Raw genomic sequence first — 25,575 nt, 5'->3', positions numbered from 1 at the left:
AGTGGAGTTCTTTCAGAATAACGTGTAACGAGCGAAGCCAACGCTCTTCATTGAATGATCCCACTTGCTTCTTCGGTTCCTCTCACATTTCTCCCTCGAATTTTATACTTTCTTATCTGTAAAAAAAGCCGCAAAGGAGTCTTGATTCCTTTGCGGCTTCGTTGCCGAATATGAGCATCTACTTAAAAATAGATGAATAGAAAGTGCAGACTATCGCTGGACTTCCATTTTAAATTGAACACGCCAATGTGTTCAGTACACTCGATCGTTGAGTGGTGCTTGCATAATCACACTTTAGACCAAAGCCAAATGATTCGTCAACCGCTTCTGTTAGGAAACATTACACACTTATTTGCAACGACCTGTATGAAATGTGTGACATGTTTATAGAACAGAGACACCAAAAAATAGTCATACAATACCTTGTAAAATAATGTAACGAATTACGCCCATTTTCATCATTTTTTTATTACGTTAATACTAGATGAATGCTGTTCAAATGATGTTCACCTTATCCTTGGAAGGAGGTCAAATGGTATGCTTGATAGCTTTTTATTGTATATGAGTCCTGAAATGAAGAAGCAATACAGTCCATCAGATTCAACTAATCTAGGGAGCCGATTGCAGGATTTAGGATATCGTGTTCATAAAATAACAGATGTTTCATCAATTGAATTATTCATCTATCGAGTCGATGCCGTTATTATTTGCAGTACAGTTTCGGATATTGATACCCTTAATAAAAGTGAATTTAGTAAACATTCTCTTCCATTCATTTGGTGGTATCACGAGGACGCAAGCTCCAGGGCAAACTGTCAAATTAAAGCGAACATTGATATGATGCTTTCATCGCAAATGACTGACCAAGAGCTTCATTGGGCACTCCATATTTGTTCAAATACGTATTTACAACGAATTCAAGCTGAAAAAGAAATGGAACAATTACGAATGAAAATAGAAGAGCGAAAGCATATTGAAAAAGCAAAAGCGATACTTTGTGAAGTAAAACAATTATCAGAACCAGAAGCGTATGACTTCATTCGAAAACAAGCCATGTCTGAACGAAAACGAATGGTGGATGTCGCCATTTCGATCACCAGCATCTATCCACTATTAATGACTAACAAAGGGGAGACGAATACATGATGGATATGTTTATTAAAGAAGTCGCTCGTGGAAAGCGTGGGGCGAGAGATTTAACGTCAGAAGAAGCGCTGCGAGCTGCTGAACAGATTGTATTTGGGCAAGCAAGCGATGCACAAATTGGTGCATTTTTAACAGCCGAACGAATGAAAATGGAATCCGTTGATGAACTGCTAGCATTTATTGATCAATTTAGATCACTTAGTACAATTCATCCAATTGAAGGTAGTATAGACTGTTCTGGACCATATGATGGACGAAATCGTAGCTTCTACTCCTCTTTCGCTACAGCATTTGTATTAAGTTCGTTCGGTATACCAGTCACCTTGCATAGTAGTCCAACATTACCACCAAAACAAGGGATCACGTTATATGACATGCTTCAGACCATTCACATTTCACTTGATCATAAAGAGCAGAAAACAATCATTCATGCAGCCAAAAAAAGCGGGGTCTTCATCCTCCCAACCGAACAATGGTGTCCACCTTTACAACGATTGCGTCCCATTCGTCAACAATTAGGAATGAGAACAATGCTAAATACTATCGAAAAGCTCCTTCGTTTTTCAGAATCCCCCTATATGGCAATTGGAATTTATCATGGAACGATCATGAATAAGATGACCGAAGTATTAAAGAAATCTGGTGTAAAACGAGGAATGATCGTTCAAGGAATGGAAGGCTCAGAAGATTTACCGATTGACCGACGATCTAGAGTGTATGTTTTTAATGAAATCTATGAAGAGTGGAATGTTATTGATCCACATTTATATGAATTAAGCGCTACTTATCCTGAGATGAAATGGACAGCCAAACGCCAAATGGACGTCTCTCTTTCCGTACTAAAAGGAACTGCAGATCTCGCCTTTTATCATACTGTTATTTTAAACGCTGGCGTTCGCTTGTGGATTAGTGGCAAAACACCTTCAATTGAAGAAGGCATTTATGAAGCGAATTATGCCATTGACAGTGGCCGCGCCTTTAATCAATTTCAATTATGGAAAGAATCGATGCATCAATCTGTAGCGATATAGTTATATGCTTCGTGCAAATTCTTCTCCAAGACTTTCACTTGATTTCATTTTCATAGAAAACGCGCATCGGCTTTTTATGAACCCTTATACACTATTATCCCGTAATAAAAACATTAAGATTAGTAGTACAGACCCCGGCCAGGATTTGTACTACTATTTTCATAGTGAAAGTGACGTAAGAACGACCAGCCTCTTGGTGCGATTGTTTGAAACTAATCATTTAATCACATCATATTTTACATGTATCACACCCGTTCCTTCAACGACCTCAGTCGATTTCAACATCACCCGCTCCTGTCCAATGTGATCAAACAAACGTATTCCCTTACTGAGCAATACCGGAGCAATATGTAGATCTAATCCATCGAGAAGACCTAACTGAATGCACTGCTGAGCGACACTAGCTGTACCAACACTCACATCCTTGGAACCAGCTACTTCCTTCGCTTGCTGAACTGCCTGTTCCACTCCATCTGTAACAAACGTAAAAGGTGAAGTACCTTTAGGTGGTCTATCTGGGACATTGTGAGTTAGGACAAATACAGGAATATGTTTTAAAGGATGACTTCCTCCCCAACCGTTCACAATATCATAAGTCCTTCTCCCAACAATCATTGCACCGGTTTTTTCAGCAGCCCAATCAAAAATGTTTTTGTCAATCGTTGAAAGCTTAAAAAAGTCATTGGTTTGACTCGTTGTATCTCCAGAAAACAGCCATCTTTGCAAAATTTCGCCTTGATCTCCTAAAGGTTGTTTTTGACTATCATTCGTTCCTGCTATAAATCCATCAAGAGACATCGAAATATTTAGAATAACTTTACTCATTTTTATAACCTCCTTATCAGTAGTTTATATGAAAAAATAATAGCGTATTTCTTCTCGATTGCTTTACTAATGAATACAGCTACAAGAATGCAATAAGGAAAATGAATCCAACCTAGCTATTTTAATATGCCGTAATTCGATCCATCATTTGCCGCCGATCCGTCTGTTCTGAATAATAAAATCGTATGACACAAATAATATAAATGATTAAACTATAAAATCAGGAGGATACTTACATGTTAAATGTATTGGAAACATTTTTGGATTCAATGAAATCCACGGCAGTTCAAGATGAAGATCAACCTCTTCATGTCGGAGAAGTGATGGCATGCTGGATTTACTTAGCAGGCCTTGAATTAGCCAAAGTTGCTGTTCAAGCAGGTATAAATACCACGACGGATAATGAACTAAAAGCAATACTTGAAGAAGATTTGAAACTAGGAACGAGTCAAAGGAAACGCCTGCATGATTTTATGATTAAGGAAGGAATTACATTACCTCCTGCCCCTGAAGATATGCCAATATCAGACCCTAACAGTATTCCTCTCGGTGTTAAATTAACGGATAATGTAATTGCAAACGAATTATCTTTAAAAATTGTTAGCTTAATTATGCGTGCTGCTGGTGCTGCATCAGAATCAATTCGTACAGATGTAGGTTTATTGTTTATTCAGTTTCAAGCAGAGAAATTGGCTTTCGCGAATAGATTAAAACATTTAATGCGCAAACGCGGATGGATTAAAGTGCCACCATTTTACGTCCCACCTGGTTCTCAACAACAATAAAGCTAAAATTTCTATCGTGCTACCTACTTGATAAAGGGATAGCGTTAGAATATGCGGATTTACAACGTTAAAAAAATTCTAATATCTCAAAGTCTAATTTCTCAGCATAAAAATTGAGAAATTAGACTTTGAAGGAGTTCTATACACTTGTCATTCTATGATGCACATTTGTCGTTTGGTTGTACAATACTTTAATCATACTAACAATCATCACGTAATCGTGTCCTCCAATCAATATTTTGGACTCAAGAAGATACGCTCTGTATACTAATAGTAACCCGTTTACAAAAGGAGGATGGAACATGATTATTGAAATGTGGACAGATTTCGCTTGTCCCTTTTGTTATATTGGTAAACGACGCCTAGAGGAAGCCTTGAAACAAATCGAAGAGCCGATTGAAGTTGTTTATCGTAGCTTTGAATTAGACCCTGACGCTGACGGTCAATCAAAGGAAACGATATATGAAATGCTCGCAAAAAAATATGGAATGAGTCTAGCAGAGGCAAGAGCTAATACCGAAAATGTGAAGAAAATGGCTGCTGAGGTAGGGTTAGATTTCAACTTTGATCAAATGGTTGTCACGAATACATTTGATGCGCATCGTCTCGCGCTATACGCTTACAATAAGGGTCTAATGCAAGAGGTGACCGAACGAATATTGCACGCTCACTTTTCTGAAGGCAAGCATATTGGTAATCATTCGACCCTTATTCAGCTTGCTACTGAAGTTGGACTAGATCAAGAAGCCGTTTCTGCGTTACTCGAAAGCGAAGAAATGACTGAGCTTGTTCGCAAAGATGAGCAGCAAGCAACAGAATATGGTATTCGTAGCGTGCCTTTTTTCCTCATCAATCAAAAATATGCGATTACAGGGGCACAACCAACAGACACCTTCGTCCAATCAATAAAACAAATACTTGAACAAGATCAACCATTGTCACAAAAGCAAATGGACGGAGAAGGTACATGCAACAATGATGGGTGTAGTGTTTAAGGAGGTGCCCTAAAAGGTATGTTATTCACCTTGGGCACTCCTCTTAAAATGCCTTATTTCGTACAAATACACATATAGCGATTAATCGAGAAGAAAAAATTGATCCACTTTAGAAAGCTCATCCAACTCGGACAACCAATCCTCTATTTCCTTCTCAATGAATCTCTCTTTTTTTTAAGAGCCAATCTCTCATCATATGGGCTAAACGGTACATGTATTGATCATTACATAGACAGCGGGAGTGACTTTTTGAAAATTTGCTTGCTGACATAATCCGAATAACTTCCTACCAATGATTCCATCAGTACCTGCATCGGCAAATGCTTGAATGACCTCTCTCGTTTTTCGGGGGTCTTTTTGTTGTATACACCGTTTGGTCCCAACCTGTATGCTGAATCAGTGCGATTCCATTAGGTTTAAGCACTCTTCTTATCTCTTGAATGGCCCGCAATGGCTCCTTTACCCACTCTAACGTTTCTGCACAAATCACTTTGTCAAACCTATTATCTTCAAATGGAAGATCAGCAGCATCTCCTTGAACAAAGGCCACCTTCTTCTCATCCTGCTCCCACCTTTGCTTGGCTCGATTAATTCGTTGCTCTTCATAATCGAGACCGATGATGCTATGAATCTTTGGATACTGATCCACGATTAACTTTTCAGTATCACCTGTATTACAATCGACATCCAATAATTGATCATTGTCTTGAATCGTCAGCTTTGCAATGTAATACTCCATCCGGCATCGAGAGCACTGAAAAAGTCCTTTCTAGTAACTCAAAGAAGAGTAATGGCTCCGCTCGTCGCGCGCCTTGCTATGAGAAACCCACTCATAGCAAGGCTTTCAAAATCGGGCAACGGCTACGCGCATTATTTAAAGGCCACTGAAAAAGGGAAAAGCAACTTTTTCAGTGGCCTCTCCGGCATCGGGGGATCTAAAAACATTTCTTGAGCCATACTATGTCCTTTCTAGCTATTGGTTAGCTGCTTATGATAGTGAATCGCTGTTGCTAGACAAGTGTCCCGCTGTTCATATAAATCTTCTCTCGTAAGCTGCACCTTAATATCAGGTTCAATCCCTATCCCCTCAAATGGATCGCCGTTAGGCATCCGTGCTCTCATAGCACCGACACAAAGAAAATAACGTTCCGTCTCATAATGATAAGGTTGTCCTGTTGACCCTGCCGTTGTCTCACCGATGATCATCGCTCGATGATTATCTTTGAATGGAACGATCAAATCCTCCGCAGCAGAAGCCGTTTCACCATCAACTAAAAAGATCACATCTCCATCGTAAGCATGACGAGCTGGTTCATAATAGCATGCTAAATCAACATTATCTGGAATAGGCAATGTCGTCTCGATCGACCACCACCTCCATTTTTGGTTCATTAATTTCTCAACTAACTTAGCTGGTGTACTTCCTCCTTGATTACCGCGAAGATCCATTATAATCGCTTTTGCATGACAAAACTCGCTTAATTCGTCTAACACTTGTGCTTCATAGCTTTGCTTTGCAAATGAAGGAATCTTCAAATAGGCCATTTCACCTTTTGTTAACCATTGTGATATCGGTTCACTTTGCTTTCTATAGCCTTCTTTTGGATCCACTCTTACACGTTTCACTTGTCCGAATTGATCCACTAATTCAATCAAATATTCGTCTCTTGGATATAATAACGTCCAAAACAATTGCGCACGAGCGACTTGTGATGAGGCATTCAATTCTGGAAAATATCCTTTAAGCGTCTCAATCCAACTTTTAATTGTCTCATCATTCACCTTCATCACTATATCTCCTGGACGAATTTCTTTTACTACACTATCAACGACGATCCAATCATCATTAATTAACTTCATTGAAAACCCTAACGGCATCGCTTCTTCAAGCCTCTCCCAACAAATAGCAGGGGCTAATGAACGATCAAAATATACAGTATGTTTATTATTAAATAACGCTAAAAACTCTAACATAAGTTTCATAAATTCAGAGCTATCCTTCATATGTACAGTCTTCGATAAATAGTGCTGATACGTATCATCTAATTGATCTTCGGTGATCCGCCCATCCTCCCAATGAGCAAAATATTTAGAGATGATTGCATAGGCTTTGGATAGAAGAAATAGCCGATCCTCTAAAGAAATCATGACATTCACCACACCCCTTTCGATTCATTTACATATTCTTCATGTAAGGTGAAATTCCTTTTTTTGAGTTAGTTTTATAACGTAACAACAAAAAAATAAGCCATACCTGGGCGGTATGACTACTATGTATGTGCACTAGCAGTTTCCATTGTCCGAATTCAATCATATAATAAGTGTATTCCTTTAGTCACCTCTTGAAATGCTCAATTAAGTTCCTTTCAAAAACTCCATAAAATGACTCACTTCATTTGTGGCAACTCTAGTTAATATATACGTTGCAGAAGTAGGAGTTGAGACTTTCTCAGATTTTATTTCTAGTAAATGATTTTTCGCTATTTCTTCTTCAACCATGGAGTAAGGTAGATAGGAAACACCTAGACCATTTTCAATAAACTTCTTGGTCACTTCAATTTGGTTCACTTCCATCGTTCGTACCTGAGGGTAATGCCTCTTAATATCATTTAATAAAAAATCCCAATAGTCTGGATGATTATGTGTGATAAGTCTATACGTTGTTAATGCTTCACTTTCCGCCATTACTCCCGTATGTCTAGTCGATCCTACTAAAATGACTCGTTCTTCTGCGAATGCTTCAACCTCAATATTAGCTTGTAACGGCATTACTTTTGATAACCCTAAGTCAGCTCTTCCTGAACTGATTGCCTCTCCTATTTCATATGATTTGATCACATCTATCGTTACTTCCATATCAGGGTTTTCATCCACAAAAGCTCGTAATAACGAAGGTAAGAAGGATGAGGCAATTTGAGGGGCTGTTGCAATCGTTAATTTACGACGATAGCCTTGCTTCCATGATTCAAAACGCTCCATCCCTCGTTCATACGTTGCTACAAATTCCTTTGCGTAAGGTAGAAATTTATACCCAGCTTGCGTTAAAATCACGTTTTTCCCTATTCGGTCGAACAACTGGCTATTTAGATGCTCCTCGAGACGTTTAATTTGTTTTGTTACCGCAGGTTGCGTAAGAAATAATTCCTCTGACGCTTTTCTGAAATTTTCAAGCTTGGCACAGATGATAAATGTCTTTAACCATTTAATATCCAATTCAATCCCCTTTACTATTAATAACATTTAGTTATTAAAATTCAACTTTTTTGTTAATTTTAATTATATATTTTTTACCATATAATGCAATTATCACATTCGAATTAATGGTAAAACGCAAAACAAAGGAGGGAGCCGAACATGAAGATGCCGATTAAAGATCGTTGGAATGCAGAATTATATGATCGAAGCCATTCATTTGTATCGGAGTTTGGAAATGATTTAGTTGAACTTTTAGCACCTAAAAAAGGAGAAAAAATTCTTGATATTGGATGCGGGACAGGGGATTTAGCTTATAAACTAAATAAGCACGGTGCAGACGTAATTGGTGTGGACAAATCTGCCAATATGATTCATCAAGCATTGAAAAAATATCCCCATATTCCATTCAACGTGAAAGATGTTGTTAAATTGACATATGAAAATGAATTCAATGCGGTATTCTCAAACGCAACGCTTCACTGGGAGAAGAAACCGAAGCAAGCTTTGAATTGTATCTATCATAGTTTGAAGCCAGGAGGAAGGTTTGTTGCCGAATTTGGCGGTAAAGGAAATGTGGAAATAATCACAAACGAAATCTTAAAGCAGTTAAAGCTCTCAAGCGTCACATACAGCCCTGAGCAATTTCCTTGGTACTTCCCAAGTATAGGTGAATACGCTACTTTAATGGAGGAAGTAGGATTTCATGTGAGCGTTGCTCTACATTTTCATAGACCGACTCCCTTAGAAGGGGATGATGGTTTAAGAAATTGGCTCGAGATGTTCGCTGTAGAAATGTTTAAACATGCTACAACCGAAACGAAAGAACGGATTTATACGAGTATAGAAAAGAATCTCCGTAACACGTTATTTACGAACAACCGTTGGATCGCAGACTATAAACGAATTCGAGTTGTTGGGATTAAAGACTAGCATAAGGGAGGGCTAGAATCTTCTTTCTAGCCTCCCCCAACAACCACATATCCACTCATCTTCTATTTCACTAACCTATTACGATAAATTAGAAGATTAATGACATTTAAAATGATTGTAACGATTAGAAGAACAGCTGCGGCAAATGAAAGTGTGTCCATGATATCCATAAGAGCAGACCAATCCTCAATTGTTACAAGATGATTGATACTGAAAATCTGAAAGCATAGTGAAATGGCACAAGCACTGATGCTCGTTACAATAAGTGTGAACACACTGTGATCATGGTGATTGTTCATACGTATGAAAGTGACAACAGGAAGTATCCAAGCAATTAGCCCGAGCACAAGGCTACCGATATTAAGTAATGCAACCACGCCTATTCCCCCTTTGTTAATCGAACAATAAACGCATTTACGTCATCAACCGACTGATCCGATAATGTAAAAATAGTATGTGTATCATTAGCATGCATGATGACCCCTGATTCTTCTGTACTCCAAAGAAAATAGGCGTCTCCGTCAATACAAAATTGATACTGATGTTTGGACATATTGACTAATCCTGGTTCTTGCTTTGCGTGGCGTACTGCGCTTTTAAACATATCAATTTCTACCTCACTCTTTAACTCTAAAGCATTCACATTCGTGTTACAAATTGTTTCTACATGATCTTGTGCCACTTCTTCACTCATATGTATATAAGAACATCCAACTAAGGTAAGGCTTGTTACGATACAAAACAAAGTACATTTTTCCATTGTACATCCCTCCTAGCAATGAGACGTTCTAATTCAATATAAAGTTTCTACATTTTCCGTATCCATCCATTATGCCGATGATCGATCTTTCTTTTCAACTAATCCTTTACTCATCCATTTCCGACTGCGCCAGCGAAAGAACATTAAGACCGAACGTAACCATTCATCTAATAGCATCGCAATCCATATTCCAATTAAGCCATAGCCTAAATGAATACCTAATATATACGATAACAATACACTCACTCCCCACATCGAGGCAATCCCTATTAATACAGGAAATCGCGCATCACCTGAAGCCCGTAGCGCACTAATAATCACTAAGTTTGAAGTCCGTCCAGGCTCTAATAACACTCCAATAATTAACAAAATCGAGCCAAGTGCAATGATTTCCGCATCATCTGTAAAAAAACCAAACAACCTCTCACCAGAAATAGCGATAACTAGGCCCACAGTAATGGCAATTGTTAAAGCGACTCGTAATCCACGAAACATTTGACGATACGCCTCTTCTTTCAACCCCGCTCCGACAAGCTGACCGATATAAATTTGCATTCCTTTTGAAATCGACATCGAAAACACAACCATGAACATCAGTAGATTTTGCGTATAGACTTTCGTCGCCAAAGCTGTCGCCCCAAGCAACGTAATAAAAATTGTAATAACGATTTGACTCATATTAAAGGATAAGTGCTCTCCAGCTGCTGGCACACCAATCGCCATAATTTTTTTGACGTATTCGACTTTTACCTCCAACCAATCAGACCATCTAATTCGCACTTCCACACGACGATAGAGAAGAATGAAAAAAGTCACCAAAGCTAATGCTTGACAAATCACCGTCGCAATTGCAACACCCATCACTCCTAATTGAGGTACACCTAACGCTCCAAATATGAATAAATAATTTCCGAAGATATTTAAAGCATTCATCGCTAATACAACATACATGACATCCTTCGTAAACCCCATTGCTTGTAACACAGCAGAAATAGTTAAGACAAGAGCATGTGTAAATAGCGCAGAACCAACAATCAACATATAGATATCAGCATATTCAAATAGCTCAGGTGCTAAGTTAAAAAGTGTCAGAAACTGCTGACGAAACAGAACAACCAACACACTAATACATACCCCAAATAATAAGTTTATTACAATTGCATTGGCAATCGTTAAGCTAACATCCTTTTTCTTTCTCGCGCCAACAAACTGAGCCACAACAACACCGGAGCCCATCGCAGTAAAATTAAATAAGACAAATGTAAACATCATGACTTGATTTACAACACCAATTGCAGCAACAGCTTCATCAGAAATAAAGCTCAGCATAAATATATCAGAAAACTTCATCATCGCTTGTAAAAATACTTCAATAAAAATCGGCCATGTAATCGCAAATAACGTGACGTGCTTCATATGATTTGTCGTTTGTTTCATAGACACAGTATATACACCTTCGCTTTTACTTCTTTTTTAAACGCTTTCAAAAAAAAGAAGATCGTTTCTATTTAATAGCAGACATTTTACCATACCCCTTACTTCATTGAAGCTAGAAAAACTATATGATTTATTTAAGAAAAAGCAATAGCTAGGAGTTCACTAAAAAATCACAAACCAATTTTTGTAGTACCTATGATTGGACTAGCAATGGATTCACTCGTTTCTTACTTAATACGATAAACCCACTCGTATCAAGCTTAGTTTCGCGTACTTAAAAACAACGAAAAGGCTAAAAAACGACCTTTTTTCAGTGCCTTATAGCTAGTTTTCTCAATGAACGTGTTTCAGTGAAATAATTGGTAAAATCCCCTTTATGCTCCATCAAAAGAAAAAGAGTGCATAGCTGAAATCACATCAGCCATACACTCCCTATTCTAATCTAAAGCCAATTCATATATCTTATGTACATCATTCGCTTCTAGCTTGACGAAATTCCCTAATGGGCAACGATCTGTCGCCTTTTTGGCCATCTCATCAAAGTGTGTACGATCGATATCAACCTCAGTTAATCGAATCGGCATACCAATTGAGTGGAAAAAATCCTCGGTCTTTTTTATACCAGCTAATGCCGTTTTTTCTAAATCATTGAGATCAATCTCAACATCCCACACTCGATTTGCATATTGGGCAAAACGGTTCACATTATGTTTATAGACATATTTCATCCAAGCAGGAAAAATAATCGCTAACCCTGCACCGTGAGCAATATCATAAATACCACTAATCTCATGCTCAATTTCATGACTTGCCCAATCACCGATTCTACCTGTTCCTAATAAATCATTATGAGCAATTGTTCCGGCCCACATAATTTCGGCACGTGCATCGTAGTTGGTCGGATCATCGATAACCGTATGAGCATTGGCAATAATCGATCTTAACGTACCTTCACATAGTCGATCAGTTAAATCAACATGCTGTTCATTTGTGAAATAACGCTCTAAAATGTGAGCCATCATATCTGTAAGACCACATGCCGTTTGATAGGCAGGTAATGTGTAAGTAAGCTCGGGATTTAATATCGCGAATTGCGGTCTCATATTTTGGTGACCTGTAGAGCGTTTGTACAAGCCATCCTCATTCGTGACAACGGTCCCTCCACTCGTTTCGCTTCCCGCAGCAGGAATCGTTAATACTACGCCAATTGGCACACATAGATCCACTTCAGCTTTGCCAATAAAGTAATCCCAAACATCGCCATCATAATATGCTCCTGCTGCGATCGCTTTCGCTGAATCAATCACACTTCCTCCACCAACTGCAAGAATGAACTCGATACCTTCTTTCTTACAAATCGAAACGCCTTCACGTACTAAATCAACACGCGGATTCGGCTTTACCCCACCTAATTCAAAAACCTCAATTCCCTCTGCCTTTAATGAAGAAACTACACGGTCATATAACCCACTCTTCTTTATACTTCCACCTCCATAATGAAGAAGAACCTTCTTTCCAAAAGCAGCAGTCTGTTTGCCAACAACCTGCTCCTGATTTTTTCCAAAAATAATTGCTGTTCCATTTTGAAATTCAAAATTCTGCATTGATGTCATCTCCCTTCGATCCTAATATACGCCGATCTAAATAAAAAAAGCAAACGGTTACACTTGGCGTATGGAGAATCGAATTTTCATGCCAATATAATAGGTTCGCTTGAAACTCTCAGGAGCCCGTATACAGCCAAAAATTCCCCAAAATAAAAAGACCGAGAATACAATCACAAAGATTTCATTCTCGACCTTCCATACTTAAACTTGCTTACTTCTTTCGATACAAAAACATCGTCAATGGTGCAAAAATAACGATGAGTACTAAACTAAATAAAAGCACAACACCTATTTCCCCTGCCGTCACCGTCCCTTGCATCAGTCCACGAATCGCTGTGACAAGAAGAGTAATCGGATTGACATCAACAAATGCTCGAAGCCAACCTGGCATCGTTGCCGGATCAACAAACACATTACTCGCAAATGTCAATGGGAACAGGACGACCATACTAACACCCATGACCGCATTTGGCGTCCGCATCACTAAACCAAGCGCGGTAAAGATCCATGATAGGCTAAAGGCGAAAATAAGCAGCAACAATACCCCTAATAAAACGCCAAGTGTCCCCCCCTCTGGTCGAAAGCCTAAAATAAGACCTAATATGATAACAATCGCTGATGCAATCGAGTAACGTACCGTGTCAGCTAAAAGAGCCCCGACGAGTGGTGATGGTCCCCAGATCGGCAAGGATCGAAACCGATCGAATATTCCTTTTGAAATATCTGTATTCAATGCTGTCCCCGTATAGATCGATGTAAACACAACGGTTTGAACAAGAATACCAGGTAATAAAAATTGCAAATACTCACTCGTAGAACCAGCGATCGCTCCGCCAAATAAATATGTAAACATTAACGTGAACATAATCGGAAACATGGTTACGTCAAACAACTGTTCAGGTACATATTTAATTTTCAAAATCGCACGCCACGTAAAAACAAAGGTCGAAGTCCAGCCACGAGCACGTTTCGGTCGTTCTCCATTGGCTATCGCTGTTTTTAACGTTTCATTTACATTTGAATTCATCGCTCTACACCTCCTCCTCTTGCTCTTCATCCTCAGCTGGTCTACCAGTCAAAGTAAGAAACACTTCGTCCAAGCTCGGCTGTCCTAATGAAAAGTCGGTGACACCGATTCCAGACTTCGTAAGTTCTGCCAAGGCCTGCGCTGCCTTCTCACTATCCTTAATCCTTGCTGAAAGAGCTGCCGGATCTGATCCAGCTTGCATCTCAGCCTGCAAATGCTCGTGCAACAACTTCTCAGCTTCGGGACGTTGTTCCGGGTTTAATAATCTAACGTGTAGCATTCCTGAGCCAATCGAAGCTTTCAGCTCCCCACTCGTCCCCTCAGCAATGACCTTCCCACGGTCAATGACGGCAATACGATCGGCCAACTGATCAGCTTCATCTAAATATTGCGTCGTCAATAACACGGTCGTTCCTGTACTAACTAACACTCTTACAATATCCCACACTTGGTTTCGACTTCGTGGATCTAATCCAGTTGTTGGCTCATCAAGAAACAAGAGATCCGGTGTCACGACAATACTTGCCGCAATATCAATTCTTCTTCTCATTCCACCTGAATATTTTTTCACTTGACGCTTTCCTGCTTCTTCAAGACCAAAGGCACGTAACAATTCAATTGCGCGGGCTTTCGCCTTTTGTCTTGAAAAACCCATCAATCGAGCAATCATTCTTAAATTGTCATAGCCAGTTAAATCCTCATCAATTGAAGCAAACTGCCCCGTTAAACTTACACGACTCCTTACTTTCTTCGCGTCTGACTTTAAATCATGTCCAAGTATTTTCGCCGAACCTCCATCTGATTTCAATAACGTTGCTAGCATACGAATGGTTGTTGTTTTTCCGGCACCGTTCGGCCCTAAAATACTATATACCGTACCAGCCTTCACTTTCAGGTCGACACCATCAACAGCTCGATTCTCCCCAAATACCTTCACTAACCCATTAGCCTCAATTGCATAGTTGGAACGATCCAATGACATCCCTTCCTTTCTTCTTTCAATGTATTTAACTCTCTATTCAATAATGACAGATACAGTATCCCCATTCGAGGATTTCACATCGACAATTTGACCTTCTAACTCATTATCTATTGCTTCGATAATGAGACCAATGTCAAGGTCTTTCACATATTGCTCAGATTGGGGAATTTTCGATGCAATACTATGTCCTGCCACTAGAACTACTTTTACGAGCTTGATCGGTAAATTAACCGAAACATTTTCATTATCTTCTGAATGTATACGGATTTTCAATGTCTTCTTTAAATACTCTGATTGTTTCGTTGTCGTTTCTATGTCCTCCTGCTTCAACAGCTCAATTAATTCCGTTCCTTCTTTGGCATCAATCTTCCCCTCTTGAACCATGTTCAGAACCTTCGTTATCTCGTCCTTCATCAATCCCACTCTCCTATTCCTCTTTCAATAATTTAATCGCATCCTCTGATGAAATTTCACCATTTTCTAGCATTTGAATCACCTTACTCTTATCAGCCGCGACCGTTTTCTTTTCTTGTTCATAGCCTAATGCTGATATGATCTCTGTTAACTTACCGCGAACAGTTGGATAAGAAATGCCTAACTCTTTTTCAACCTCTTTAATATTCCCTCGGCAAGTAATGAAAATTTCTGCAAAGTGAAGCTGCTCTTTGGACAATGCTGCAAATTTTGAAAATTCAAATTGATTTTCAATCGTTGTATGACAGTGCGTACAATGAAGCCTCGTTACTTTCATCGTTTGACTGCATACAGGACAAGATGTGATGACTGGATGTATCATTTCCGATCAGCTCCCTTCTTCAATTGTAAGTTTAATCCACATCAAATAAAATGTAAATAATCTTTTTAATTATTTTTCAAAAAAATATAAAAAAATTCAATCAATAAATTAATATTATTAATTACCACTATACAAAAATCGTAAATATATCAATATTCCAAGATAGTAGCTCCTTCCTCAAAAAAAGAAAGGAACTATACATACAAGCTCCTTTCCGAAATGAATATACGAGAACGACAATATTTTAAATTCCTGATACAGTTTTCTTCTCATTTTCTTCATCTAACACATACTTCGCTTGCCCGGCACCAACACCAATGATGAGCATTGCGATACTTGCAGCTAAGAGAACCAACAATGCAACGTCCCATGATACAAACCAATCATAGAGAAAGCCCAGCATAAACGGTCCACTTGCTGCTAATAAGTAGCCTATTGATTGCGCCATTCCAGAAAGATTAGCCGCCTGTTCTGCGGTTCGCGTTCGCAAACTAATAAATGTCAATGCCATACTAATACTAGCACCAAAAGCGACACCCATCATAAGAACACTTAACCCAAGTAGCCATATTGACTGTACGTCAATAAATAATATACCGATCCCAATGAAGGAACATAGACCAATCACGTACACAATCCCTTTTTGGTTTGACAATCGATCTGCCAGAGCAGGTGCTAATAGTGTAGCTGGTAAACCAATTAGCTGCATCCCTGCTACAAGCCACCCCGCAGTTATGAGGTCTGTTCCTCTGCTTGACAAAATCTCAGGCAACCATGAAATCATACAGTAAAACAATAACGACTGTAATCCCATAAACAATGTCACTTGCCATGCAAGTTTTGATCTCCATAGACTTGACTTAACGGTGCTGCTCTCTTTTAACAGATGGCTTGAAGTAGTTCCCTTGCTTAGCTGCGGGAGCCAAACAAGTAGTCCGATAATGACAATAATTACCCAGAACCGAAGCCCATTCTCCCAGCCTAAATGCAATTGTTGCGACATAGGAACACTTAATCCGGAACCGAGGCTTGCAGCTAGTCCCATTGACATCGAATATACACCAGTCATTAACCCTATTTTAGCTGGGAAACGCCTTTTCACAATTCCCGGAAGTAACACATTGATTATCGCCACACCCGCACCAACTAAAACAGTACCTATAAATAAAAAAGAGATCGATGCAAATGGCCGAATCACAATGCCAACACCGAGTATCCATAACCCCACCCAAATGGCTCTTTCGTTCCCGAGCTTCCGCCCCCACTTTGGAGCAAATGGTGATAAGATGGCAAACGCTAGTAACGGAACGGTCGTTAACATCCCAGCTACCCCATTTGAAACCCCTGTATCGCTACGAATATCTTGAATGATTGGACCAACAGATGTAATAGCTGGCCGCAAATTTAACGCAACTACGATTAACCCTATAATAAAAAGCCATTTCTTCCATCGTTTCTGTTTCATATCATAATATTCCCCACTCTCCATTTTCTACACTAACGCTTCCATCATTCTTCATCAAGAGGAAAATGAGGATGTAGGGATAAATAAAAAGCAAAAGGACTTTCCACACCCCTTTGCTTTTCAGCAACGTATTCACTTTTAAATACTTTTTTGAATGGCTGACATGAGTCTTCTTTCAATTTCATCAGAAATCGTATTTAATTCCTCGTTGTTTAAGCTTCGAAGTAGCACAGATGGCTTTGGCATCCCGACCTTTATTTTACCTTTATCCCGATAAACGGTTATTTTACATGGTAGAAAATAGCCTGCTAACTTATTGATTTCAAGCATTTTTTTCGACTCAATTGGATTACACACTTCCAAAACGGTATACGATTCATTATAGTGAAGTCATTAAATTTCGCCTGCAAATCAAACTCACATAATACACCAAATTTTTCTTCCATTAATGCCTTTTGTAAATGCTCTATCGTTTCTTGAAAACTTTTAGAAGATTCAACCGTATAATCAAACATAATAAAAAACAGCTCCTTATCAAAATATTCATCTACTTTGTTAAAAGCCTTTACCCTGTTTGAAAAGGTTGTATTCAATTTTCTAAAAAATCAGGTATTTTCTCATATTTTTTTATATTCGTCAATTCCATTTTATTCAAAAGTATACCACTCTTTAAATTAATACATAGAAACAATCTATAAAACACTTATTTAAGAATATATTCTTTATTGTAAAAGGTCCTCATCTGAAACAACGACACCGTCTTGATCGACATATACATATTGCCCAGGCTTCCAATCAACACTCGCAAAATGAAAAGCAATATCAGTTTCTCCTGAACCTTCGCATGAACTAAGCACGGGGATTGTTCCGATCGCCATTACTCCAATATCCAGCTGCTTGATCATCTCAGAATCACGTATGCATCCGTAAATGATCAATCCAGATACTTTCTTTTCAATACTGAGCTGCGCAAGCTCTGCTCCAATTAGAGCGGATCGTCTAGAGCCAGAACCATGTATGACGATCACACTTCCCTCTTCAGCTGTTTCAATGACCTTTTTTACTAATCCATAATCTTCATATACTTTCACCGTTACCACTCGTCCTGAAAAGGCTTTCTTATTACCGTAATATTGAAGAAGCGAACTTTCAGCAACAACGATTTGTCCATCATTTTGATCACATAATTGAGAAGTATGAAAACTCAAAAGAGTCCCTCCTAAAAAGAATAATATATTTACATATACATTTATATTAGCTCCATTCTATCATATTTTCAATTATGAAAAAGTTAATTTATAAGTGTTATCACAAAAATTTTAACAATTAATCAAATAACCTTGTTAAAATATTAACAAAGCTGTATTATTATTTACATTAACATTAATTATATGACGTACGGAGGAAATAGATGCAGTTAAATATCTCTCAACAATCACTTCCTGTCTATGAGGCGCTAGCCAGTAAAGTTCGTCTTTCCCTAATTCAACACCTTACCGATAAGTCGATGAATATTCGTGAATTGGCTGAAGCCTCAAATTTGAGTAGCGCCATCATGACGATGCACATAAAAAAATTAGAAAAGGCAGGAATCATCCGCACAGAAATGATTCCTGGAAAAGGCGGGGTGCAAAAGCGGTGTATATTAAATACTGAAAAAATCGAAATCCTTTTTCCAAATCATCAACAATTAAAAAAAGACTTTTATCATACTGAAGTATCGGTCGGCCACTATACTGATTTCTCTGTCAAACCAACATGCGGTTTAGCGACAACAGAAAAGTATGTAGGTGAATTTGACGAACCTCGTTATTTCCTTGACCCGCAACGAGTTAATGCGAAAATCCTTTGGTTTAGTCAAGGATTTGTCGAATACAAAATTCCGAACTTCCTTCTTTCTACTCAGGAGCCCGAGGAGCTAGAGATCTCACTTGAACTATCTTCTGAAGCACCATTTACAAATGATCATTGGCCTTCTGATATTACGTTTGAATTAAATGATGTCGAAATCGGAACATGGACAAGTCCAGGTGATTATGGAGATCGCCCAGGAAAATATACACCAGACTGGTGGCCACGAATTATTAACCAATATGGCATCTTAAAAATATTGCGTATTTCTAAAGATGGTACATATATAGATGGCCAGCAAATCTCTTCATCAACCATTTATGATATCAATGTTCTCAATAAGCAATGGTCTTTTCGAATATCAGTTAAAGAAGACGCTTCTCATGTCGGTGGGCTAACCCTCTTTGGATCAGGCTTTGGCAATTACAATCAAGATCTCGTTTTTAGACTCTATTATAATCATAAAAATACGGCTAACAGTTAAACAACTTACTGTTAGCTTTTTTATCGCTAACGCTAACTCATACTTCACGAAATATATCTGTTATGAACTCTTGCATTAGTGGGCTAATAGGGCGGTCATAATGATAAATTAACGAGATAGAGCGGTTATGCGCAAGATCTGGTAACGAATGCAACGCAAGCACATTTTGCTGCGCTTCTTCCTGTACGGCACGTTTTGATAGAATCGCCCCTCCTCCTCCAATACTGACCATTTTTTTTATCGCCTCAATACTCGTTAGCTCCATACGGATATTTAAAGAAAGCTTCTCTTTTTCAGCCCATTCGTTAATCATCTCTCTCGTCGAGCCAGAACTGTGAATATAAATAGGAACTTTTTCTATATCGTGACGTGTTAGTTTATCTAAAATGGCATATTCATGTGAATACGATACAACAAATACGAGATTATCTGAAACAATCTCTTTCTCTACCAACAACGAATCCTTCATTGGCTGAGTTGAGATAACGCCAAAATCGACTTCTTTTTCCTTTACCATTTTCTTAATAGTCGGTGCTGAATGTACATGTAACGTAATTTGAACATTTGGTCTCCTTGAAAAAAATCGACTGCATATAGGTGGTAGAACGTAGTTTGCAGGAATTGTGCTCGCCCCTATACGTAACTCTCCTCTATTAAATGATTGATAATCCTTCATCACACGCTCCGTCTCAGACACGAGGCGCAAAATCTTCTCAGCATATTGATGAAGCATCGCCCCTGCTGATGTTAATACGATCTCCTCACCCTTTTGCTCATACAACGTGATCCCAACGGAATCACGTAATTTTTTTAAATGAAACGATACCGTCGGTTGCTTTAAGTTCAGATCACGTGCAACCTTAGACACACTTTTACATTGGCAAAATCGATAAAACATATCCAGTTGCTGTACATTCATTTGTAAATCTCTCCGTCCCTCCATAGATTATTTCTATAGTAGCATCTGTAACCTATTGATTTTATTAATTAGATGTTAAAAAAGCGTTAATACTCTATTAACATTTCACCGTTATCGTAATAGATAAGCAAGACAATTAGACGGAAAGGAGAGTTATGATTGAAGATTGAGTTAACAGCTATTGAAAAATCTTTCGGTTCCTTACAAGCACTAAAATCACTTCATTTAACGATTCCATCTAGTTCATTTGTTAGTTTGCTAGGCCCATCAGGCTGTGGGAAAACGACATTACTTCGCATAATTGCTGGTCTAGAGGAGGCTGATAATGGAACGATTAAGATGAATGACTCAACTATTTATTCAAAAGAAAAACACATTCAAGTTCCTCCACAAAAAAGAGGCATCGGTATGGTATTTCAAGACTTTGCTCTTTGGCCACATATGACAGTCTTTGAAAATGTTGCTTACAGCCTTAAAGCGACCGGAAAGAGAAAAGCTTTACATGACAAAGTACAAACCGCCTTAAGAAATGTGCAACTTGAATCTTATAGTAAGCGATATCCACATCAACTATCCGGTGGCCAACAACAGCGAGTTGCTGTCGCTAGAGCGATTGCCAATGATCCCGCAGTCATCTTAATGGATGAACCATTAAGCGCACTAGATGCTACATTACGTGATGATATGAGAATCTTATTGCAATCACTCGTAAAACAGCTTAAGATGACAGCCATTTACGTCACTCATGACCAAAATGAAGCGATGGCGATATCTGATCACGTTGTCGTTATGAATGCTGGAGAAATTTTGCAACAAGGAGCACCCGAAGACATTTATCGTTTTCCGTGCTCAAAAGAAGTCGCTTCTTTTATCGGCAAAGGCACCATTTGATGGTTTGATAATTCATAATGGTGATCAAGCTTACGTGAAAATCGACACCGATATTCTTATTCAACTCCCTAAGCAGGAGAAATACAAATCATACGCTGGAGAAAGTACGATTGTCATTCGACCCGAACATGTACGCCTTTCGCAAGTTCCATTTCATCATGCACATGCGGGCGTAGTTGAAACCGTTAGTTTTTTAGGAGAAAGGTATGAAGTCACGTTACAAATCGGGAAGAACATGAAACGACTGTTTGCTTATTCATCCGAACGATTAACTCTAGGACAAGCTATCTATTTTACGATCGTGTCCGACTCGATTCATTTTATTAACCAAATAGGGGGATTATCTCATGAAACAGCTTAAATTATTTCTTTTTCTACTATTGCTCTTACTTGCAGCATGTGCTCAGTCTGAACAGGAAGTACAAGGAAATGCTAATGAACAATCAGCCAACAATGAACAGGCGGAAGAAACAGAAAAGGAAGAATCGAGCTCATTAACCCTTTACACATCAGGCCCTGGAGGTATGGCTGAGCAATTAGCTGAAGCCTTCACAGAAGAAACAGGCATTACAGTTGATATGTTCCAAGGAACAACAGGTGATGTACTTGGTCGACTTGAAGCTGAAGAAAGCAACCCACTTGCTGATGTTGTCGCTCTTGCCTCTTTGCCTCCAGCTATCGATTACAAAGATAGAGGACTCACGCTCGCTTATGAATCACCATACGCATCATCTCTTCACGATGATTGGTATGACGAGGAATTTCACTTCTATGGATTTAGTGCCTCTGCTTTAGGATTAAGCTACAATACGAACTTAGTTTCAGAGCCGCCGACTGATTGGTCGGACTTAGCTGCTGATGAATTCAACGATCAAATCGCGATCCCAGACCCAACCCAATCAGGTACGGCACGTGATTTCATAGCCGCTTATATTAATCAAGAAGAGGAAGATGGGTGGGATGTATTGGGACAACTTAAAGACAATGGACTTCAAATGGAAGGTGCAAATAATCCAGCATTACAAACGGTTATTTCAGGGGCTAATTCAGTCGTTATGGCCGGTGTTGATTATATGGTTTATAGCAATATGGAAAACGGCGAACCCGTGGATATTGTCTTCCCTGAAAGTGGAACGATGATTACACCACGCCCTGCTTTTATTTTAGAAAGTACACAAAATCCTGATGCGGCGAAAGCATATATTGATTTCATCCTATCTGATAAAGGACAGGAAATCGTCGCAGACGCTTATTTACTCCCAGCGCGAGTTGATATTAAACCAGCTAATATTCGCCTTGGACTCGATGAGATCCCAGCGTTAGATTACGACTGGGATTACTTAGAAGAGCATACACAAACGATATTAGAGCGTTTTATGGAGATGATCCGATAACGAATGAATCCATTACTTAGCTTTCATTCACTTAACCGTACTTTAGCCTTTCTAACGTTAATTATTTTCGTTTTCATGCCACTATGCTTTGTATTGTTACGTGGTGTAATGCCTGATGGCACATTCGAAGGGTTTGCTGCTTTTAGGTTGTTGGCGAATGAGCATTATTGGTCCATTTTCCTCAATTCCGTTTTACTCGGAATCGGAGTTGTCATAGGGGCGTCATTATTAGCGGCGCCTCTTGCCTTCTTCATGGCGCGTACTGAACTGAAGAAACACCGTTGGATCGACATCATTTTAGTTGTTCCATTTATGACACCACCATACATTGGAGCAATGGGGTGGATTTTATCGATGCAGCCAAACGGCTATACTGAACAGATTTTCCCTTTTTTAGCTAATGTTACTCCAATTTTCTTTTCGTATTTTGGAATGGTTTTAGTCATGAGTCTTCATCTCTTTCCATTCATTTACCTCATTATGCGAAATAACTTAGAAAACATCGGTGGGCGTTTAGAGGAAGCTGGGATTATACATGGCGGTTCATTCTTTAATCGCTTAAGAAGAATTATTTTCCCTTTGTTTCTATCAGGTTATAGTATGGGAGCCTTACTCGTCTTTGTTAAGACGATCGGAGAATTCGGAACACCAGTCACATTAGGAAATCGTATTGGCTATTACGTCTTAACATCTGAAATCCATCGTTATACGTCTATTTGGCCGCTTGATTTTGGAACAGCTGCGATTTTGTCAACAATGCTTCTATCAGTTAGTATGCTCATTTGGTATTTACAGCAATGGCTTGTCAGTCGCCGCCACGACCAAGTTGTAACAGGAAAAGGGCAAACTCAAGCGAACTTTCACTTAGGAAGGAAACAAGCTTTTGCTTGGGGTTATTTAGCCTTTGTGCTACTTCTTTCAATTGGAGTCCCCTACTTTTCTGTTGCATCAACTGCATTATTGGATATTCAAGGTCATGGTTTAAGCTTCTCCAATTTAACATTACGTCATTTGGTTGAATTGTTTAGTAGTAGTGGGAAAGACGCCCTTTGGAATAGCATTTGGCTTGCGGCTCTAGCTGCAACAATCAGTGCAGTTATCGGCATCTGGGTGGCGCTGATCATTATGAAAAAGCGCGGCATTCAAGAGAAAGCGATGGACTTTTTCTCACTTGCTCCTAATACAGTTCCAGGAATTGTCGTCGTTGTAGGTCTTATTCTATTTTGGAATGCACATTGGAATCGAGCACCAATCTATAACACTTGGATAATGCTCGTTCTCACATATGTTATTTTGTACTTACCTTTTACCGTACAAAATATTAAAGCCGTCTATGGACAGCTTGGCGACTCTTTATTTCAAGCAGCAAAGATGAGTGGCGCTTCTTCTACCTATATGACGCGTACAATCTTAATTCCATTACTCATTCCTGGTATATTAGCAGGCTGGATGATGACCTTTACTATTTCAATGAGAGAGCTCGTAGGTTCACTCATCCTACGTCCTCCCAATATGCATACGTCTGCAACCTTCATTTATTCACAATTTGAACAAGGTACCGCCTCCTTAGGAATGGCAATGGCACTCGTTACAGTCGGAATAACAACGATCATGTTAATCATGATTGAGCAATTGAAAGCTCGTACTCAACATTACAAGTCTTAATATCCTATTTAAGAAAGAAGCCACCCGGCTTTTTCCATCTCCTTCACTGGACTTCTAAGAATTTTATAAAATAAAAAAGGATGATGCTAGTTGAAAGTAACGTTCTTAGGTGGAGTGAATGAATATGGACGTTCTTGCTTCCACCTACAAGCGAATGGATTTTCCATTTTAATCGACTGTGGCATTATGAAAAATGCCCATGTCGATCACAAACGATTCCCATTACTAAATAGAGAAATTGCCGAAACCCTTGATGTTGTCTACATCACACACTCGCATGAAGATCACATAGCAGCACTCCCTCTGCTATGTGAACTCGGCTTTAAAGGAAGCATTTATGCATCATCAGCCACAATCAGCCAATCGATGCATGTACTTGCTTCATTACCAAATAGAGAGCACAACTCTTTCGCTCAGCAGTTCACACCACTAGAGCCATTGCCAAGACAGGTTTGGTTACCATTGTCTACTAATAAACAAATTGATTTCCAATACGGTTATAGTGGACACACTCTAGGCTCTGTCTGGTTCCTATTTCGAATAAACGGAGAGCAAATTTTCTTTTCTGGTGATTACTCAACAGAGTCACCGATCCTCATAACGGATCGACCAACCATTGAAAAACCAATCGATATCGCAATCCTAGATGGAGCATACGGGAATGAAACATGCTCACAACAAGTCTACTTAGAAGAAATTTATCATGCAATTGAACAAGCATTAATCTTAAAGAAAAAAGTTCTGCTACACGGTCCTATATATGGAAAATTGCAAGACTTGCTTATTTATTTTCAAAATCATCGAGCTAACTTCCTAACAAATACAGCCATCAGTCAAGAGATTATAGCAAGTTTTGAAGCATATATGCACAACCAAAGCAATGTTAAGAAGCAAGCTCTCAGACAAATAGATGAACTCGCAAATCAACTTCAAACAATACCATTAACAACATGGCTTCATCACAATTCATTTCCAATTGGACTCTTTACCGAGCATGAACTCTTAAAGGAATTAACAGTAGACAATGCGGATAACTTACTCATCTTATGTACCGGACCTTATCTAGAGAATATAGTAGCAATAGTAGACACGCAACCATCCTCACAATACGTACAAAAACGTTACAAAGTCCATCCAAGCATCTATGAACTGCACGAACAAATTAAACAGCTCAAGCCGAAGAGGATAGTCTTTAGTCATAGTCCTAATAAACAGATTTCCGACTTACAAGAAGTATTTACAGCAATAGGCGAAGATGTTGTACTTGCTGAAGTTGGAGATGTATTAGAAATGATTATGAAGTGAAGAAATTCTATTAATTAGACGATCCACGAGAGTACACCTTCATGGATCGTCTTCTATGCGAAACAACCACCTTAGTTTACGCTCA

Annotated in this window: 25 protein-coding genes and 2 pseudogenes; 10 read left to right on the top strand and 17 right to left on the bottom strand. The window is 38.9% G+C overall.

The genetic code is table 11. The features are described from left to right. Positions 1 to 537 precede the first annotated feature (537 nt). On the top strand, positions 538 to 1,146 hold the full coding sequence (locus JCM9152_RS21320; RefSeq protein ID WP_052015663.1) for an ANTAR domain-containing response regulator: 609 nt from the start codon (positions 538 to 540) through the stop codon (positions 1,144 to 1,146). Next, positions 1,143 to 2,177 (top strand): anthranilate phosphoribosyltransferase, encoded by a 1,035-nt coding sequence (locus tag JCM9152_RS06110; protein WP_052015661.1) that lies wholly within the window; start codon positions 1,143 to 1,145, stop codon positions 2,175 to 2,177. Before JCM9152_RS21320 ends, JCM9152_RS06110 begins: the two co-directional genes overlap by 4 nt. Positions 2,178 to 2,393: 216 nt before the next feature. Here the strand turns inward: JCM9152_RS06110 and JCM9152_RS06105 are convergent, their stop codons facing one another. After that, on the bottom strand, positions 2,394 to 3,002 hold the full coding sequence (locus JCM9152_RS06105; protein ID WP_035342108.1) for a dihydrofolate reductase family protein: 609 nt from the start codon (positions 3,000 to 3,002) through the stop codon (positions 2,394 to 2,396). 236 nt (positions 3,003 to 3,238) lie between these two features. Here JCM9152_RS06105 and JCM9152_RS06100 point away from each other — a divergent pair, with 236 nt between their 5' ends. Further along, positions 3,239 to 3,787 carry a DUF3231 family protein gene (locus JCM9152_RS06100; RefSeq protein ID WP_035342105.1) on the top strand — a complete coding sequence of 183 codons (549 nt, stop codon included), beginning with the start codon at positions 3,239 to 3,241 and terminating at the stop codon, positions 3,785 to 3,787. Positions 3,788 to 4,089: 302 nt separating this feature from the next. Continuing rightward, entirely contained in the window at positions 4,090 to 4,782 is a 693-nt protein-coding gene (locus JCM9152_RS06095; protein WP_035342102.1) for a DsbA family oxidoreductase, read from the top strand. 301 nt (positions 4,783 to 5,083) lie between these two features. Here JCM9152_RS06095 and JCM9152_RS06090 read toward each other — a convergent pair. The 3 genes and pseudogenes from JCM9152_RS06090 to JCM9152_RS06080 form a co-directional block, all read right to left on the bottom strand. After that, a pseudogene (locus JCM9152_RS06090) lies at positions 5,084 to 5,524 on the bottom strand (class I SAM-dependent methyltransferase); the annotation flags it as partial. 227 nt (positions 5,525 to 5,751) lie between these two features. Continuing rightward, complete coding sequence (locus JCM9152_RS06085) at positions 5,752 to 6,930, bottom strand: S41 family peptidase (RefSeq protein ID WP_035342100.1); 1,179 nt, start codon at positions 6,928 to 6,930, stop codon at positions 5,752 to 5,754. 207 nt (positions 6,931 to 7,137) lie between these two features. Then, positions 7,138 to 7,995, bottom strand: a complete 858-nt coding sequence (locus JCM9152_RS06080) for a LysR family transcriptional regulator (RefSeq protein WP_035342098.1) — start codon at positions 7,993 to 7,995, stop codon at positions 7,138 to 7,140. A 141-nt stretch (positions 7,996 to 8,136) separates the two neighbouring features. On the opposite strand from JCM9152_RS06080, the gene JCM9152_RS06075 reads away from it, so the two are divergent. Next, positions 8,137 to 8,907 (top strand): class I SAM-dependent methyltransferase, encoded by a 771-nt coding sequence (locus JCM9152_RS06075; RefSeq protein WP_052015658.1) that lies wholly within the window; start codon positions 8,137 to 8,139, stop codon positions 8,905 to 8,907. 62 nt (positions 8,908 to 8,969) lie between these two features. On the opposite strand, the gene JCM9152_RS06070 is transcribed toward JCM9152_RS06075, so the two are convergent. From JCM9152_RS06070 to rraA, 12 genes are all read right to left on the bottom strand, one after another. Then, the gene (locus tag JCM9152_RS06070; protein ID WP_035342096.1) at positions 8,970 to 9,284 is read right to left on the bottom strand and encodes a hypothetical protein; all 315 of its coding nucleotides are present in this window, start codon (positions 9,282 to 9,284) and stop codon (positions 8,970 to 8,972) included. Positions 9,285 to 9,286: 2 nt separating this feature from the next. Further along, complete coding sequence (locus JCM9152_RS06065) at positions 9,287 to 9,667, bottom strand: YhfM domain-containing protein (protein WP_035342094.1); 381 nt, start codon at positions 9,665 to 9,667, stop codon at positions 9,287 to 9,289. A gap of 69 nt (positions 9,668 to 9,736) precedes the next feature. Then, positions 9,737 to 11,104, bottom strand: coding sequence for an MATE family efflux transporter (locus tag JCM9152_RS06060; RefSeq protein WP_035342354.1), 1,368 nt, complete (start codon positions 11,102 to 11,104; stop codon positions 9,737 to 9,739). A 437-nt stretch (positions 11,105 to 11,541) separates the two neighbouring features. Continuing rightward, on the bottom strand, positions 11,542 to 12,708 hold the full coding sequence (locus JCM9152_RS06055; protein WP_035342092.1) for an iron-containing alcohol dehydrogenase: 1,167 nt from the start codon (positions 12,706 to 12,708) through the stop codon (positions 11,542 to 11,544). Between the two features lie 214 nt (positions 12,709 to 12,922). Next, positions 12,923 to 13,738: an ABC transporter permease gene (locus JCM9152_RS06050; RefSeq protein WP_035342090.1), complete on the bottom strand. Its 816-nt coding sequence runs from the start codon at positions 13,736 to 13,738 to the stop codon at positions 12,923 to 12,925. A 4-nt stretch (positions 13,739 to 13,742) separates the two neighbouring features. Continuing rightward, positions 13,743 to 14,720 carry a daunorubicin resistance protein DrrA family ABC transporter ATP-binding protein gene (locus tag JCM9152_RS06045; protein WP_035342088.1) on the bottom strand — a complete coding sequence of 326 codons (978 nt, stop codon included), beginning with the start codon at positions 14,718 to 14,720 and terminating at the stop codon, positions 13,743 to 13,745. A gap of 33 nt (positions 14,721 to 14,753) precedes the next feature. Then, positions 14,754 to 15,134: an SHOCT-like domain-containing protein gene (locus JCM9152_RS06040; protein ID WP_035342086.1), complete on the bottom strand. Its 381-nt coding sequence runs from the start codon at positions 15,132 to 15,134 to the stop codon at positions 14,754 to 14,756. A 13-nt stretch (positions 15,135 to 15,147) separates the two neighbouring features. Beyond that, entirely contained in the window at positions 15,148 to 15,516 is a 369-nt protein-coding gene (locus tag JCM9152_RS06035; RefSeq protein WP_035342084.1) for a DUF2089 domain-containing protein, read from the bottom strand. A 244-nt stretch (positions 15,517 to 15,760) separates the two neighbouring features. Then, entirely contained in the window at positions 15,761 to 16,981 is a 1,221-nt protein-coding gene (locus JCM9152_RS06030) for a CynX/NimT family MFS transporter (protein WP_035342352.1), read from the bottom strand. Between the two features lie 138 nt (positions 16,982 to 17,119). Continuing rightward, a complete protein-coding gene (locus JCM9152_RS23985) occupies positions 17,120 to 17,311 on the bottom strand; it encodes a DUF302 domain-containing protein (protein WP_369384532.1) in 192 nt (63 codons plus the stop codon). Beyond that, the gene (locus tag JCM9152_RS24340; RefSeq protein ID WP_500778234.1) at positions 17,290 to 17,496 is read right to left on the bottom strand and encodes a DUF302 domain-containing protein; all 207 of its coding nucleotides are present in this window, start codon (positions 17,494 to 17,496) and stop codon (positions 17,290 to 17,292) included. Before JCM9152_RS24340 ends, JCM9152_RS23985 begins: the two co-directional genes overlap by 22 nt. Before the next feature lie 207 nt (positions 17,497 to 17,703). After that, positions 17,704 to 18,189: a ribonuclease E activity regulator RraA gene (rraA, locus tag JCM9152_RS06020; RefSeq protein ID WP_035342082.1), complete on the bottom strand. Its 486-nt coding sequence runs from the start codon at positions 18,187 to 18,189 to the stop codon at positions 17,704 to 17,706. A 203-nt stretch (positions 18,190 to 18,392) separates the two neighbouring features. Here rraA and JCM9152_RS06015 point away from each other — a divergent pair, with 203 nt between their 5' ends. Beyond that, entirely contained in the window at positions 18,393 to 19,316 is a 924-nt protein-coding gene (locus tag JCM9152_RS06015) for an ArsR/SmtB family transcription factor (RefSeq protein WP_035342080.1), read from the top strand. A gap of 37 nt (positions 19,317 to 19,353) precedes the next feature. Here the strand turns inward: JCM9152_RS06015 and JCM9152_RS06010 are convergent, their stop codons facing one another. Beyond that, positions 19,354 to 20,235 (bottom strand): LysR substrate-binding domain-containing protein, encoded by an 882-nt coding sequence (locus JCM9152_RS06010; RefSeq protein ID WP_035342078.1) that lies wholly within the window; start codon positions 20,233 to 20,235, stop codon positions 19,354 to 19,356. Between the two features lie 159 nt (positions 20,236 to 20,394). On the opposite strand from JCM9152_RS06010, the pseudogene JCM9152_RS06005 reads away from it, so the two are divergent. The 4 genes and pseudogenes from JCM9152_RS06005 to JCM9152_RS05985 all read left to right on the top strand — a co-directional run bounded on the left by JCM9152_RS06005 (position 20,395) and on the right by JCM9152_RS05985 (position 25,490). Then, positions 20,395 to 21,487: pseudogene (locus JCM9152_RS06005) on the top strand (ABC transporter ATP-binding protein). Continuing rightward, positions 21,474 to 22,520 (top strand): ABC transporter substrate-binding protein, encoded by a 1,047-nt coding sequence (locus tag JCM9152_RS05995; RefSeq protein WP_035342072.1) that lies wholly within the window; start codon positions 21,474 to 21,476, stop codon positions 22,518 to 22,520. Before JCM9152_RS06005 ends, JCM9152_RS05995 begins: the two are co-directional and overlap by 14 nt. Positions 22,521 to 22,523: 3 nt before the next feature. Then, a complete protein-coding gene (locus tag JCM9152_RS05990) occupies positions 22,524 to 24,185 on the top strand; it encodes an ABC transporter permease (RefSeq protein ID WP_035342069.1) in 1,662 nt (553 codons plus the stop codon). A 90-nt stretch (positions 24,186 to 24,275) separates the two neighbouring features. Beyond that, complete coding sequence (locus JCM9152_RS05985; RefSeq protein WP_035342067.1) at positions 24,276 to 25,490, top strand: MBL fold metallo-hydrolase; 1,215 nt, start codon at positions 24,276 to 24,278, stop codon at positions 25,488 to 25,490. Positions 25,491 to 25,575 lie beyond the last annotated feature (85 nt).

Origin of the sequence: Halalkalibacter hemicellulosilyticusJCM 9152 (genome assembly GCF_000513115.1) — a bacterium.
Classification (GTDB): Bacteria; Bacillota; Bacilli; order Bacillales; family Bacillaceae_D; genus Halalkalibacter; species Halalkalibacter hemicellulosilyticus.
The sequence above is the reverse complement of the archived record's forward strand: the minus strand, read 5'-3'. Positions and strand labels throughout refer to the sequence as shown.

Bases quoted from the DNA above. Each gene is read 5' to 3' on its own strand.
- JCM9152_RS21320 (WP_052015663.1), top strand. From the start codon at position 538: ATGCTTGATAGCTTTTTATTGTATATGAGTCCTGAAATGAAGAAGCAA.
- JCM9152_RS06110 (WP_052015661.1), top strand. From the start codon at position 1,143: ATGATGGATATGTTTATTAAAGAAGTCGCTCGTGGAAAGCGTGGGGCG.
- JCM9152_RS06105 (WP_035342108.1), bottom strand. From the start codon at position 3,002: ATGAGTAAAGTTATTCTAAATATTTCGATGTCTCTTGATGGATTTATA.
- JCM9152_RS06100 (WP_035342105.1), top strand. From the start codon at position 3,239: ATGTTAAATGTATTGGAAACATTTTTGGATTCAATGAAATCCACGGCA.
- JCM9152_RS06095 (WP_035342102.1), top strand. From the start codon at position 4,090: ATGATTATTGAAATGTGGACAGATTTCGCTTGTCCCTTTTGTTATATT.
- JCM9152_RS06085 (WP_035342100.1), bottom strand. From the start codon at position 6,930: ATGATTTCTTTAGAGGATCGGCTATTTCTTCTATCCAAAGCCTATGCA.
- JCM9152_RS06075 (WP_052015658.1), top strand. From the start codon at position 8,137: ATGAAGATGCCGATTAAAGATCGTTGGAATGCAGAATTATATGATCGA.
- JCM9152_RS06065 (WP_035342094.1), bottom strand. From the start codon at position 9,667: ATGGAAAAATGTACTTTGTTTTGTATCGTAACAAGCCTTACCTTAGTT.
- JCM9152_RS06060 (WP_035342354.1), bottom strand. From the start codon at position 11,104: ATGAAACAAACGACAAATCATATGAAGCACGTCACGTTATTTGCGATT.
- JCM9152_RS06055 (WP_035342092.1), bottom strand. From the start codon at position 12,708: ATGCAGAATTTTGAATTTCAAAATGGAACAGCAATTATTTTTGGAAAA.
- JCM9152_RS06050 (WP_035342090.1), bottom strand. From the start codon at position 13,738: ATGAATTCAAATGTAAATGAAACGTTAAAAACAGCGATAGCCAATGGA.
- JCM9152_RS06045 (WP_035342088.1), bottom strand. From the start codon at position 14,720: ATGTCATTGGATCGTTCCAACTATGCAATTGAGGCTAATGGGTTAGTG.
- JCM9152_RS06040 (WP_035342086.1), bottom strand. From the start codon at position 15,134: ATGAAGGACGAGATAACGAAGGTTCTGAACATGGTTCAAGAGGGGAAG.
- JCM9152_RS06035 (WP_035342084.1), bottom strand. From the start codon at position 15,516: ATGATACATCCAGTCATCACATCTTGTCCTGTATGCAGTCAAACGATG.
- JCM9152_RS06030 (WP_035342352.1), bottom strand. From the start codon at position 16,981: ATGAAACAGAAACGATGGAAGAAATGGCTTTTTATTATAGGGTTAATC.
- JCM9152_RS23985 (WP_369384532.1), bottom strand. From the start codon at position 17,311: ATGCTTGAAATCAATAAGTTAGCAGGCTATTTTCTACCATGTAAAATA.
- JCM9152_RS24340 (WP_500778234.1), bottom strand. From the start codon at position 17,496: ATGTTTGATTATACGGTTGAATCTTCTAAAAGTTTTCAAGAAACGATA.
- JCM9152_RS06015 (WP_035342080.1), top strand. From the start codon at position 18,393: ATGCAGTTAAATATCTCTCAACAATCACTTCCTGTCTATGAGGCGCTA.
- JCM9152_RS06010 (WP_035342078.1), bottom strand. From the start codon at position 20,235: ATGAATGTACAGCAACTGGATATGTTTTATCGATTTTGCCAATGTAAA.
- JCM9152_RS05995 (WP_035342072.1), top strand. From the start codon at position 21,474: ATGAAACAGCTTAAATTATTTCTTTTTCTACTATTGCTCTTACTTGCA.
- JCM9152_RS05990 (WP_035342069.1), top strand. From the start codon at position 22,524: ATGAATCCATTACTTAGCTTTCATTCACTTAACCGTACTTTAGCCTTT.